At 57.4% G+C, this 11,726-nt stretch carries 13 protein-coding genes, 1 tRNA gene and 1 pseudogene; 9 read left to right on the top strand and 6 right to left on the bottom strand.

Annotated features, from left to right (window positions below; translation table 11 throughout):
- The 3 genes from NB231_RS19380 to NB231_RS03945 form a co-directional block, all read right to left on the bottom strand.
- On the bottom strand, positions 1-214 hold a 214-nt coding region (locus NB231_RS19380), incomplete at its 3' end, for a hypothetical protein (protein WP_232210381.1).
- A gap of 26 nt (positions 215-240) precedes the next feature.
- Positions 241-606 carry a DUF6164 family protein gene (locus tag NB231_RS03955; protein ID WP_040663088.1) on the bottom strand — a complete coding sequence of 122 codons (366 nt, stop codon included), beginning with the start codon at positions 604-606 and terminating at the stop codon, positions 241-243.
- A gap of 551 nt (positions 607-1,157) precedes the next feature.
- Positions 1,158-1,379 carry a hypothetical protein gene (locus tag NB231_RS03945; protein ID WP_004999957.1) on the bottom strand — a complete coding sequence of 74 codons (222 nt, stop codon included), beginning with the start codon at positions 1,377-1,379 and terminating at the stop codon, positions 1,158-1,160.
- Positions 1,380-1,952: 573 nt separating this feature from the next.
- On the opposite strand from NB231_RS03945, the gene NB231_RS03940 reads away from it, so the two are divergent.
- From NB231_RS03940 to NB231_RS16650, 3 genes are all read left to right on the top strand, one after another.
- Positions 1,953-2,276 (top strand): H-NS histone family protein, encoded by a 324-nt coding sequence (locus tag NB231_RS03940; protein ID WP_004999955.1) that lies wholly within the window; start codon positions 1,953-1,955, stop codon positions 2,274-2,276.
- 581 nt (positions 2,277-2,857) lie between these two features.
- Positions 2,858-3,034 carry a CPXCG motif-containing cysteine-rich protein gene (locus NB231_RS17400; RefSeq protein ID WP_004999952.1) on the top strand — a complete coding sequence of 59 codons (177 nt, stop codon included), beginning with the start codon at positions 2,858-2,860 and terminating at the stop codon, positions 3,032-3,034.
- Between the two features lie 314 nt (positions 3,035-3,348).
- Positions 3,349-4,077 carry a histidine phosphatase family protein gene (locus NB231_RS16650; RefSeq protein ID WP_084766225.1) on the top strand — a complete coding sequence of 243 codons (729 nt, stop codon included), beginning with the start codon at positions 3,349-3,351 and terminating at the stop codon, positions 4,075-4,077.
- Between the two features lie 231 nt (positions 4,078-4,308).
- Here the strand turns inward: NB231_RS16650 and NB231_RS03930 are convergent.
- A tRNA-Pro gene (locus NB231_RS03930) sits at positions 4,309-4,385 on the bottom strand.
- Between the two features lie 15 nt (positions 4,386-4,400).
- Positions 4,401-5,368, bottom strand: a pseudogene (locus NB231_RS03925) (polyprenyl synthetase family protein).
- Positions 5,369-5,647: 279 nt separating this feature from the next.
- Between NB231_RS03925 and rplU the strand changes: the two are divergent.
- From rplU to proB, 4 genes are all read left to right on the top strand, one after another.
- Positions 5,648-5,971, top strand: a complete 324-nt coding sequence (gene rplU / locus NB231_RS03920; RefSeq protein ID WP_004999943.1) for a 50S ribosomal protein L21 — start codon at positions 5,648-5,650, stop codon at positions 5,969-5,971.
- Between the two features lie 24 nt (positions 5,972-5,995).
- Entirely contained in the window at positions 5,996-6,259 is a 264-nt protein-coding gene (gene rpmA / locus NB231_RS03915; RefSeq protein ID WP_004999940.1) for a 50S ribosomal protein L27, read from the top strand.
- Positions 6,260-6,470: 211 nt separating this feature from the next.
- Positions 6,471-7,514, top strand: a complete 1,044-nt coding sequence (gene cgtA / locus NB231_RS03910) for an Obg family GTPase CgtA (protein ID WP_004999938.1) — start codon at positions 6,471-6,473, stop codon at positions 7,512-7,514.
- Positions 7,511-8,650 (top strand): glutamate 5-kinase, encoded by a 1,140-nt coding sequence (gene proB, locus NB231_RS03905; RefSeq protein WP_004999936.1) that lies wholly within the window; start codon positions 7,511-7,513, stop codon positions 8,648-8,650. Before cgtA ends, proB begins: the two co-directional genes overlap by 4 nt.
- 35 nt (positions 8,651-8,685) lie before the next feature.
- On the opposite strand, the gene rpsT is transcribed toward proB, so the two are convergent.
- The gene (gene rpsT, locus NB231_RS03900) at positions 8,686-8,952 is read right to left on the bottom strand and encodes a 30S ribosomal protein S20 (RefSeq protein ID WP_040661754.1); all 267 of its coding nucleotides are present in this window, start codon (positions 8,950-8,952) and stop codon (positions 8,686-8,688) included.
- A gap of 196 nt (positions 8,953-9,148) precedes the next feature.
- Here rpsT and murJ point away from each other — a divergent pair, with 196 nt between their 5' ends.
- Both murJ and ribF read left to right on the top strand, forming a co-directional pair.
- Entirely contained in the window at positions 9,149-10,723 is a 1,575-nt protein-coding gene (murJ, locus tag NB231_RS03895; RefSeq protein WP_040661751.1) for a murein biosynthesis integral membrane protein MurJ, read from the top strand.
- A gap of 53 nt (positions 10,724-10,776) precedes the next feature.
- Positions 10,777-11,712, top strand: coding sequence for a bifunctional riboflavin kinase/FAD synthetase (gene ribF, locus NB231_RS03890; protein WP_040663084.1), 936 nt, complete (start codon positions 10,777-10,779; stop codon positions 11,710-11,712).
- Positions 11,713-11,726: the final 14 nt, after the last annotated feature.

The following is an 11,726-nucleotide window of genomic DNA, read 5'->3' as shown; positions in this document are numbered from 1 at the left end:
CAAGTGTCACGCGCAGGATCAACTTTCCGGCATTAGTCATAACGTAATCCATGTCTGCAACTCCTCCCGTCGTTCTGCATATTTCAGTTATCGGCGCATAGTACAGGTAACGTGGTGCGGATGCCGTAGGATTTTGAGTAGGCGCAGCTGCGCGGAGATGGCTTGTCCCATGAGCAGCCGTTTTTGCGCGAATGTTGCTCAGATACTCTGCCACGGAATGCGTCTGTGATTTGCCCGAGTTCAATTCCCGAGACTGAAAAACGGTCGAATGGAGAAATAGAGAATAAGGGCAGCGGCAACGAGGTACAGCAGCACTTTGAAGGGTCGATTCCGAATATTGTCGAGGAGCGTCTCGGCACTTCCTTCCCGCTTTAGCCGCTCGTGGTTAGCTCGTATTTTCGCCCGGCGCTTCCGTTGGTACTGAGCAATAAGTTGCCTCGCCTCTTTCTCTTGACGCTTATCGCTGAGCCAGATCGCCCCCATCGATATCCCCCAGCGGCTAGGAGGTGTCTCATAGAAGAGAATTCTGTGCTTTTCCAAAAGCTCTCGAACCTCCTGGGCTTCTTCCTCCGGTACGTCCCGGAGGTTCATTAGGACAGTAGTCATAGCAGCTTCTCTTGCATTGGCATCGATATAAGCCCGATGGGCTTTGAAAAGGTAGGGAACCGGCGGAATAGCCATGCTGGCGTTGGCCCCCTCCTGCCTGATTGCACCCTTGTCCACTTTAATTTGGAGTACTCCTGCAACCAGGCGGAGATCGCTTGTGTGTCTCCGCCCGCTACGAGAGCAGCATGGAGCTCGTTAGGCCAGTTCATCTAGGCTCGGGAGTAACAGCGGCGCATGCATGGTCCAATCAATTAAATCGATAGGGCGGGTACTTCGAGCTAGAAAGTTTGACGCGCGGCACATCATGGAGTGGGAATTCACTGTATTCAGATAGGTGAGTGGTTCCCGGTGCTGCGTGGAATAGCCGCAGAGAGAGGGATTTCTTATGTTGCACACTATACTTTTTGTACTGATCTGGCTTTTCTTCGGTAATTCGATCTGTATCGGCACGCTTTTCCTTGCTCCACGCACGAATACGAAGCGCTGCGCGGCAATCCATGCGCTTGGTCCGTTCGGAATCGTAGCGGCGATCGAGCCGATTCGCCACCAATTCAAGGCTCAATAAAATAGTGTCCGTAAAGCCAGCGGTGCGTGAGGGTTGCGCTGCCCTTGCCAATGCCGCGGTTGATCCGTGTGCTCAGCGTCGTGCGCAGTCGATGCGGCCAGTGGCTGCGGTCGGCCGTCGTTTGCCAGTACTTCCACTTGCGCACCGTCGAGCGGCCGATGTTGTACCTCTGCGCCAGCTCCCTCAATACGGAGCGAGCCTGAAACAAAGCATAGCTCCTGGAGGTATATGATCACTCAGGCCGCAGCAGTTAGCGATACTCTACCGATAGGGAATCATGCGTATGGATAACTGAGCGGTTTGCGAGGGAATAGGCGCCCGATGAGAGAGGGGTTTCGCATGCTGGACAGCGTGCCGTGATTCAGGCACTCGGTCTGCTCGGATATTGTGGAGGCGATTGAGTTTATTCACCATCAATTCAAACCTTGGTAGAACTAAGTTTGTTGGGTATCGGTTATACTTGGGGGCAGTTTAGTAATGTGTAGCTTTTTGAGCACCATCGGTAGGTGCGTGCGGCTGCAGACGATCACTGTACGCTACCCACTCGACTGGTTTTTAGCCTGTCAATCGACATATGGCAGGCAAGCAGACTGTTAACCCACGACTAAAGCTTCTATCGGCCTTATTTCGAGCGCGGGGTCGATCTGGAAGGACGTGCGACGTATATAGCAGAGGATAATTCTAATATAAAATCTTGCTAGAGGGAATTGAGTGGGGAGCAAGCGAGCTATATACTGCATTTGGGAGTATTGAATTCGCTGAACATGATTAGTTGAGGAATATGATGGATCTGTCGAAATATACCGTTAAGGATCTGGAGAGACTTAAGAAGGATATTGATAAAGAAATCGCCTCCCGACGTAAGTATGAAGAAAGGCAGGCGCGTGAAGAGATCAAGGAGGTGGCGGCTAAATATGGCTTTACCTTGAATGAACTAGTGAGCGGTATATCCATATCTAAGGGGCGCTTGCAGAGCAAAGCTCAGGGTAAGTTTCAACACCCTGAAGACCCGAGTAAGACATGGACTGGGCGAGGTCGCAAGCCGAACTGGGTCAAGGAATGGGAGGCTGCCGGATGTTCCATCGACGACTTGAGGGCCGCTTAGCGTGCGGCGTATGGTGAAATAATATAAGACTCTACCAAACTTCAGCGTAGCGATATGGCTTGCTTCATAAGGAAAAATCACCCGCGGGGCAGCGGGGGATGTGCCGACAGGTTTGGTTTTCAACCTTGGTAAACACGCCCGGCACGGTATGACATGCGCTGCGGCGCGTCGTCCTAGTTTTAGGCTTGACCGGATGCGCTTCGCGTAGTCCAATGGCTGTCAGCCTCGTGGGAGCGCGTCGTGGCGTTGCCGCTTGTTATGCGCTTGTCATTGCGGTAGCAGAAACAGGCAATAAAACCCAACTTTTAATGCTTTTCTTCGTTGCCCTAATATTGCCGACCTTGGCTGGTTTCTCTAGAGAATTTTTGGGTGCTGTTGGCAGGCTCTACAAGAGTTGCGCCAGGGGGAGTGTTTTGGCTCTGTACCCTAATCGAATCAACGGAAATACAGATCGAGGCGGCTGTAAGAGGTGTGGCGTGCGCTTTTTTTTATGGGCTGAAATAGGCTTATAGGTTGCTACCGTCACGCTCGGGTCACAAATAACAGCGCGTTGGCCATGATCATCATCTGCGGAAGGCGTGATGCAGGACGTTGTCGAAGTCCAGTGCCCTTGGTGCTTTGAACTGGTCGAGCTACTCATCGATCCGGAGACGGAAGGCCATTATATCGAAGATTGTGAGGTATGCTGTCGTCCCTGGCAAATCTCCGTGGTGCGGGATATGGGTCGGACTCCGCAGGTCAGTATCGAGCGTGGATAGGATGCTGCTTTACTTGCTTTTGATACCGAGTCTAAGCGTGTAGCAATTCGGTTCATGCTGACAAAAATGAATTCCGGTGATAGGTCCCAGGTGGCTTCATCCCCTTTTCTCGTGCCCGCAGTTCTGCAGGTGCAAACGGTAGGTGCGTGCCACGTAATGAACGCGGCCGACTCCATTATTGGGGATTCCAAGGTTAGCATGGAACTAAGTCGCTAGGAGGCTTTTGTATGTCGCGGGAATGGGAATGGCAAGAATAGCTTGCATGGAAGGAAGAGCTGCTACGTGAGCTCGATGAAAAGCTCCCTCCTCTGATCATGAGCTTGCGCACACGCTCGAGGACTATGGAGAAGGCGATGCGCTGTATATTGGTCCGCCATGCGGAGTCTGTGGGCAATGCGGAAGGTCGGCTGCAAGGGCATGCCGAGTTCGATTTGACCAATGTGGGGCGTCGGCAGGCGGAGCGGCTGTTTCAGCGCTTGCAAATGGAAGGCCTTGAGCCGACCCACGTCTATTGCTCACCGTTGCGGCGAACGGTAGAAACCGCTCGGATCGTATCTCGATCCTGGCAAGCGCCTCTTACCCTTTGGGGCGATCTAATCGAGTATAACGTCGGCGTATTCTCCGGATTAAGGTGGGAAGACATCGACATGCAATACCCGACAATGGCGCAGGCATTTCGGGAGAGTGGAGACTGGGCCGTGGTAGAAGGCGCCGAAGACTTGATGCAGCGTCATGCGCGGGGACGTCGAGTCGTTGCATCCCTCGTCGAGGGACACCGTAGTGGGGATGTGATCGTAGCGTTTAGCCATGGTGGCATACTGCAGCACATAATTGCCGCGTTTCTGGGTACTGATCGGAGCTGGGGCATTCGGGTGCGCAATACCGCCGTTTTTGATTTCACCTTGGACAAGAATTTGTGGTACGAATTCGGCAGTGTCCGGCGCAATACCCGACACTGGCGCATCCTCAGTTTTAACGACGCAGCTCATTTGGAGCTTGATTACGGCGCTGCCGAGCAGACCGGATCAGCCAAAGAAGCGTAACGAGATGCCTCTCACAAGCACAGCAGACACTTGGTGTGCGGGACCGCCCTGCAGCCATAGTCATGGCGGCGGCAGCCGGGCCGGCTGAATGGGTGGGATAAGTGACAATCACGCTTGCTGGGTTGTTTCCCGGTTGGGTTTATGTGCCGGCGGTCGGGGTCGTTTGGGGTGGGCCGCCTGCGCATCCTGCATTAAAAAGGGCTAGGTCATCGACCTAGCCCTTTGTTTTTATGGTCGGGGTGACTGGATTTGAACCAGCGACTCCTGCCTCCCGAAGACAGTGCTCTACCAAGCTGAGCTACACCCCGGTAGCATTGTTTCGTCTAGTATCGGCGACTGATAGCGAACCGGACCAGCGCAACGAGCGCATCGCGATAGATGCCGCTCTCTAAGCGCTCAAGCATTGCCACGGCGCGGTCGGCCTCTTCGTTCGCGAGGGAGTAAGTGTAGGTAATGGCTCCGGTCTTTTCAATGGCCTCTTGTACCGCCTCGATCTGCATCTGGCCACCTTGCTGAATGGCGGAGCGCATCAACTCACGGGTTTGGCGTCGCCGTTTTGCATGGCGTAAATAAAGGGCATAGTGGGTTTGCCTTCGGCTAGGTCGTCTCCAATGTTCTTGCCTATTTCTTGAGCGTTGCCGTCGTAGTCGAGGGCATCGTCGATCAGCTGGAAGGCCGTGCCCAAATGACGGCCGTAGGCCGCCATGGCGGCCTGATCCTGTACCGAGCGTGCGCCCAGCAAGGCGGCGAGCCGACAGCCAGCCTCGAACAAGGCGGCGGTTTTGCGGAAGATGACCTCCCGGTAGCGCTCTTCTGTGACATCCGGATCATGGATATTGAGCAGTTGCAGAACCTCACCTTCGGCGATGGTGTTAGTGGCACGCGAGAAAATCCCCATCACCGCCGTTTGCTGCAGCTCGACCATCATTTCAAAGGCGCGTGTATAGAGGAAATCGCCCACCAGGACGCTGGCACCGTTGCCCCAGATTTGACGTGCAGTTTCGCGCCCGCGGCGCATATCGGATTCGTCTACTACGTCATCGTGCAGAAGCGTTGCCGTGTGAATCATCTCGACGATGGCGGCGAGCAATATGTGTTGGTGGTCACGGCAACTGCAGGCCCGAGCGGCGAGCAACACGACCAATGGCCGCAAGCGCTTACCGCCGCTATTGATGATATAGCTGCCCAAACGGTTAATGAGGACTACGTCCGAACTCAGTCGTTTCCGAATGAGTTCATTGACGGCCTCAATGTCATGGGCTACGAGTGCTCGGATTGGATCGAGCTCCATAGGGAGCAGGGCTCCTTGGGCGGTGCTGCATGGCGCCGGGCTGGAATGCTAGGGGCGGGTTGATAGGGTGTCAAGCTGAGGCCGTAGTTAACAAGGCTCTGATTTATTCATAACGTCGGCGAAATCCGCTGATTATATTTTTGATTTTGCTAGACTTTAGATTTTTTCAGAATGACAAGAGGAGAATCAAGCAAAGTTTTCTTAATTGACGTTCTAGGAGTTAATCAGTACATTAGCGCGTTTTAAACGACAGTGAGCCAAGGCAAGGGGAGAGTGGCCATGTACGCCGTCATCAGGACGGGCGGTAAGCAGTATCGTGTCAGCGAAGGTGACACACTGCGCGTCGAGAAGCTCGATGCGGAGCAGGGGGCGGGCATTGATTTCGATCAGGTACTGATGATCGCCGACGCAGGCAACATTCAGGTAGGCACACCGCTGATCGAGGGTGGGCGCGTCAGCGCCGAAGTGCTCGGCCAGGGACGTAGCCGCAAAATCGAAGTACGTAAATTCAAACGGCGTAAGAATTACCATCGCTGCCATGGTCACCGCCAGCACTATACCGAGGTAAAGATCACCCGCATTGCGGCGGGCGTTGGTAGTTGATGTACAGCTGAGGGAATCCGGAGCATGGCGCATAAGAAGGCAGGTGGCAGTACCCGTAACGGGCGTGACTCGCATTCCAAGCGGCTTGGGGTCAAGCGCTTCGGTGGCGAACTGGTATATGCGGGCAATATCCTGGTTCGCCAGCGCGGAACCAGCTTTCATCCGGGCGAAAATGTCGGGCTCGGTCATGACCACACACTGTATGCGAAGACCGACGGCCAAGTGGTGTTCACGCGTAAAGGTCCGTATCAGCGGTGCTTCGTGAGCGTGCATCCGAGGGTCGACTGATCCAGGATACTGGTTCGGGATAAGCCCCGTTGCCGCACGGGGCTTTTTTTATGGTGATACGACTGCCCCGCCTGGCTGCACAATACTTTATGCTGAGATAGGGAGGTTAGCTGAGCGGTGCTGTTTCGCTCACGTGGATAATCTGATTCCCGTAAATCGAACCAGTCGACGCTGGGGCGGTTCCGCGTGTGGGGCGACGGACTAACGAGCAATGAAGTTTATTGACGAGGCAACCATTCAGGTGCGTGCTGGGGATGGCGGCGATGGCTGTGTGAGTTTTCGGCGCGAGAAATTCATCCCCCGTGGTGGACCGGACGGTGGGGACGGCGGGCGCGGCGGCAGCGTTTATCTCGAGGCCACCGAGGGTTTAAATACCTTGGCGGATTTCCGCCATACGCGTCGGTTTGTCGCTGCGGCAGGCGAGGCCGGTAAGGGGCGCCAGATGAGCGGGCGCGGCGGTGCGGACCTGATGGTGCGGGTGCCGGTCGGTACATTGGTGACGGCCGAGGAGACCGGAGAGTGCTTGGGTGATTTAATTCGCGCCGAACAGCGCCTGCTGGTTGCCCGTGGCGGGCGCGGCGGATTAGGGAATTGCCACTTCAAGCGGGCTACGAATCGGGCTCCACGCCGAGCTACCGCGGGCACGCCGGGTGAGCACTTGGCATTACGCCTAGAGCTCAAGGTGCTAGCCGATGTCGGGTTGTTGGGAATGCCCAACGCCGGCAAATCGACCTTGTTGCGCGCGATCTCAGCAGCCCGGCCGCGGGTGGCCGATTACCCATTCACGACCCTGTACCCGAATCTGGGCGTGGTTCGGGTGGAACCGACCCGCAGCTTTGTGGTCGCCGATATCCCGGGGCTTATAAGGGGGGCGGCGCAAGGGGCGGGACTGGGAACGCGCTTTCTCAAGCATCTCGCCCGCACGCGGCTGTTACTGCATGTAGTGGACATGGCCCGCATCCGCCAAGACGTGGACTCTGCGGAGGATGTGCGTGTGCTCGAGCAGGAGCTTGACCGCTTCAGCGGCGAGTTGGCGCGCCGCGAGCGCTGGTTGGTACTTAATAAGCTGGACCAGATCCCGGCGGCAGAGCATCAGTCATTACAGCAGCGTATGCTGCAGCGCTTGGGCTGGGATCGCCCAGTTTTCGGGATTTCCGCAAAGACCGGCGAAGGCTGCGAGTTTCTTTGCCGCCGGATCATGGCCTTTTTGCAGACGCGCTCCGCTGACAGTGCGGCGGAGGAAGTGCCGCGATGAACCAGCAGTATGGTCTGGCCGGCACTCGTCGCTGGGTCGTCAAAGTCGGCAGTGCACTCGTTACCAATGAAGGCCGCGGATTGGAGCGCAACCGTATTCGCGGTTGGGTGGAGCAGATCGTTGCGTTGCAACAGCACGGGGTTCAGGTCGTACTCGTCTCCTCGGGCGCGGTTGCCGAGGGCATGCAACGCTTAGGATGGGCGCGGCGCCCAAGGGAACTGTACCAACAGCAGGTCGCAGCCGCTGTCGGGCAAATGGGGTTGGTGCAGGCCTATGAAAGTGGCTTTCAGCACTATGGCCGGCATACGGCACAAATTCTTCTGACCCATGAGGATTTGGCCGATCGCCAACGCTATCTCAATGCCCGCACGGCGCTGAGAGCGTTGCTCGATTTGGGCGTCATTCCGGTGGTGAATGAGAACGATACGGTTGCCACTCATGAGATTCGCTTTGGGGACAATGACACATTGGCGGCGCTCGTGACCAATTTGTTGGAAGCAGACCTATTAGTGATCCTTACCGATCAGGCCGGGCTGTACGAGGCCGATCCTCGCCGTAAACCGGACGCTTGCTTGATCGACAAGGCCAAAGCGGGCGATCCGCGTCTGCTGACAATGTGCTCCGAGGCAGCGGGCGTTTTGGGCAGAGGGGGGATGCGGGCAAAAGTACTCGCCGCCGAGCGCGCGGCCCGTTCCGGCGCCGCCACGGTGATCGCCTCGGGTCACGAGGCAGATGTGTTACCCCGACTTTATCGTGGCGAGTCGCTTGGAACGCTGCTCCAGCCCGCTTGTGAACGTCTAGTCGCCCGCAAGCGATGGCTTGCCAATCAGCTCCAGGTGCGCGGCCGCCTCTGGCTGGATGCGGGCGCCGTAAAGGTTCTCCGTGAAGCCGGTCGTAGTTTGTTGCCGGTTGGCGTGACGCGGGTGGATGGCCACTTCTCCCGCGGCGATGTGGTGCTTTGCCTCGCCCCGGACGGGCGGGAGGTGGCGCGGGGGTTGGTCAACTACGGCGCACAGGAGGCGGCGATTATCCAGAGTCAGTCATCGCGCCGGATCGAGGAATTGCTTGGCTACGCGGATGAGCCAGAGCTGATTCACCGTGACAATCTGGTACTCACGGGCACTGCGGCAGCGTGACCGCACGACTATTAAGCAGGCAATGGGATAGCTAATTAGCCTTGGAGTGCCCGAATGTGCTTGTTAAGCCGGCTTTTCTGGCGCGCCGCTTTGTTTTTATGGATCAAGCCCTTGCCAGCCATACGATCGACAATCGGTACGGCCTGGCGATAAGCTTCTCCGGCCTTCTCTTGATCACCTGAGTTAAGTGCATGCAACACCTTCTTGACAGCGGTGCGCATCATCGAACGTTGTGCCTGGTTGGCCTGTCGGCACCGTGCTGCCTGACGAGCACGCTTCTTTGCGGTAGGCGTATTGGCCAAAGTGGAACTCCTACTTTTTGATGCCTGATCGCTGGAAAGCGGGCAATATGCTGCACCAACGGTTCGTTGTCAACAAGGATTCAAGGAATATGCTCACTGTTGGTTGGTTTGCACCGGCGCGCATTCAGGCTAGAGTGCTCCGGCCCGCGTTTCAGAGCGGATTAGACGACAAGGGTTGCTGGTTGGAGCGCCAACTGTGCGAAAGGGATCGCTACGCTCAGTTATTACCTTCGGTTCTTTGACTTTTCTCTCCCGCATGCTAGGGCTGGTGCGGGATATCGTGATCGGCGTGATTTTCGGGCCCTCGGCGGCGACAGATGCCTTCTTCATTGCCTTTAAGATTCCTAACTTCATGCGACGACTCTTTGCCGAAGGCGCGTTCTCCCAGGCCTTCGTTCCAGTGCTCTCGGAGTACCGCGCTCGGCGCAGCCGCATGGAAGTACGCCAGTTAGTGGCTCGAACGGTTAGCGTGTTGGGCATGACCCTCGCCGCGGTCACTGTGCTCGGAGTATTTGGGGCACCCTCGTTGGTGACGGTGTTCGCACCCGGTTTTACCGACGATCCCGAGCGTTTCCAACTCGCGGCCGAGATGTTGCGGCTGACCTTTCCCTATTTGGCACTGATTTCTCTTACCGCCTGTGCCGGCGCGGTCCTGAACACTTACGGTTCTTTTGGCCCGCCAGCCGTTGCGCCGATCCTGCTCAATCTGTCCATGATAGCCGCAGCCTTTTGGTTGGCGCCGCATCTCGAACAGGGTGTTGTCGCGTTGGCATTGGCGGTGGTAGTGGCCGGGTTGTTGCAGTTGCTCTTGCTGTTGCCCTTCGTCGCTCACCACAGGCTGCTCGGCTTGGCTCTCCCGCGTTGGTCGGACCCTGGGGTGCGGCGTATTCTACGGCTGATGGGTCCGGCATTGTTCGGAACCTCGGTGCAGCAGATCAACCTGCTGGTGGATACGATCCTTGCCTCTTTTTTAGTAACGGGCAGCATAAGTTGGTTGTACTGGTCCGATCGTTTGGTGGAGTTTCCGCTCGGTGTCTTCGGTGTCGCGTTGGGTACTGTGATTCTGCCGCGCCTGTCCCAAGAGCATGCCGATCAGTCGAGGCAATCTTTCAGCCACACTTTGGACTGGGCGCTGCGCTTAGTGGTGGTGTTGATACTCCCGGCTAGCGTCGGTTTGGCGTTGCTAGCCGGGCCCATTCTCGCGACTTTGTTCCAATATGGGGCCTTCACGGCTGAGGATGTGCGCTTGGCCAGTTGGAGCCTGGTGGCCTACGCGTTGGGTTTGCTGGGGTTCGTGCTGGTAAAGATTCTGGCGCCGGGCTATTTCGCGCGCCAGGATACAGTGACGCCGGTCAAGTGTGCCTTGGCCGCATTGATAACGAACATGGTATTGAGTACATCCCTGGTGGTGGTGCTGATCCACACCCGCGTTGGGCATGCTGGGCTTGCCTTTGCTACGGCGGTAGCAGCGACGGTGAATGCCGCTCTGCTGTATCGAGGACTGCGCCGCCGGGGCGTTTTCCAACCCAGGGCCGGGTGGCGCGAGCTTCTGCGCCAGGCGGTGCTGGCCACATTGGCGATGGCGGTGGTTTTATATTGGCCGGGAAGCCACACTGGACTTTGGCTGCAAGCCGATCTTTATCAACGGGTGTTTATGTTGGCGGCGGTGATTGCCCTTGGCGCGATTACCTACTTGGTGGCGCTGCGGCTGACCGGTTTGCGCTTATCTAACCTTCGCGAGCCGCCGCTGACAAAACGGCAAACGGCATAGCTCAAAGGTCCATGTTTGCCTTACAATTCCAAGACTTTCCGGAGCATTTTGGCATGGAGCTCATTCGCGGCGGCCATAATCTCCGAGCGCGCCATCGCGAATGCGCCGCTACTATCGGCAATTTTGACGGCGTGCACCGGGGACACTCGGCGGTGCTGCAGCGGTTGCGTGTTGCGGCCGCCGAGCGCGGTATGCCCGCCGTAGTGGTGACCTTCGAGCCGCACCCGCGGGAGTATTTCACGCCGGATACCGCTCCCGCGCGCATCACCGGCGTGCGGGATAAGCTTCGAGCGCTGGCGCAGGCCGGGGTGGAGCGGGTGTTATGCCTCGAGTTCGGTCCGCGGCTAGCGGCCATGGAAGCAGAAGATTTCGTCCGGGAGATTTTGCTGGCCGGGCTGGGCGTGCGCTTTCTGATGATCGGTGATGATTTTCGTTTCGGCCGTGGTCGCCGTGGTGATTATTCTCTGCTCACACGAGCGGCCGTGGAGCACGGCTTCGAGCTCACCCGAGTGCCTACGGTAACACTGGCGGGTGCCCGGGTCAGCAGTACCCGGGTGCGTCAGGCACTCGGGGCGGGCGATCTGGAGCTCGCCGCACATCTGCTGGGTCGGACGTACCGGATCTCGGGCCGCGTGATTCGTGGCGATCGCCTAGGGCGCCGCCTGGGCTGGCCGACGGCCAATATCCGGTTGCATCGAGCGCGCCCGGCGCTAGAGGGTATTTTTACCGTGCGCGTGCGGGGCCTCGACGGGGTTCTTCCAGGTGTGGCGAGTGTAGGCAACCGACCGAGCGTCGACGGTCGGCAAATGGTGCTAGAGGTTCATTTGCTGGATTTCGAGGGCGATCTCTATGGCCAGCATATCGAGGTCGAGTTCGTTCGCCGGCTGCGCGATCAGATCCGGTTCAGCTCCCTCGAGGCATTGAGTGAACAGATTGCCCGGGATGTGGCCGTGGCGAGAGCCTATTTTAGGCGACGAATCGCCGGCTAGCCCGTCAACCACGC

The organism is Nitrococcus mobilis Nb-231 (genome assembly GCF_000153205.1).
In the GTDB taxonomy this organism is placed as follows: Bacteria; Pseudomonadota; Gammaproteobacteria; order Nitrococcales; family Nitrococcaceae; genus Nitrococcus; species Nitrococcus mobilis.
Note: the sequence above shows the minus strand (reverse complement) of the source record. Positions and strands in the feature narration are given on the sequence as shown.

Bases quoted from the DNA above. Each gene is read 5' to 3' on its own strand.
- NB231_RS03955 (WP_040663088.1), bottom strand. From the start codon at position 606: ATGACTACTGTCCTAATGAACCTCCGGGACGTACCGGAGGAAGAAGCC.
- NB231_RS03940 (WP_004999955.1), top strand. From the start codon at position 1,953: ATGATGGATCTGTCGAAATATACCGTTAAGGATCTGGAGAGACTTAAG.
- NB231_RS17400 (WP_004999952.1), top strand. From the start codon at position 2,858: ATGCAGGACGTTGTCGAAGTCCAGTGCCCTTGGTGCTTTGAACTGGTC.
- NB231_RS16650 (WP_084766225.1), top strand. From the start codon at position 3,349: ATGAGCTTGCGCACACGCTCGAGGACTATGGAGAAGGCGATGCGCTGT.
- rplU (WP_004999943.1), top strand. From the start codon at position 5,648: ATGTACGCCGTCATCAGGACGGGCGGTAAGCAGTATCGTGTCAGCGAA.
- rpmA (WP_004999940.1), top strand. From the start codon at position 5,996: ATGGCGCATAAGAAGGCAGGTGGCAGTACCCGTAACGGGCGTGACTCG.
- cgtA (WP_004999938.1), top strand. From the start codon at position 6,471: ATGAAGTTTATTGACGAGGCAACCATTCAGGTGCGTGCTGGGGATGGC.
- proB (WP_004999936.1), top strand. From the start codon at position 7,511: ATGAACCAGCAGTATGGTCTGGCCGGCACTCGTCGCTGGGTCGTCAAA.
- ribF (WP_040663084.1), top strand. From the start codon at position 10,777: ATGGAGCTCATTCGCGGCGGCCATAATCTCCGAGCGCGCCATCGCGAA.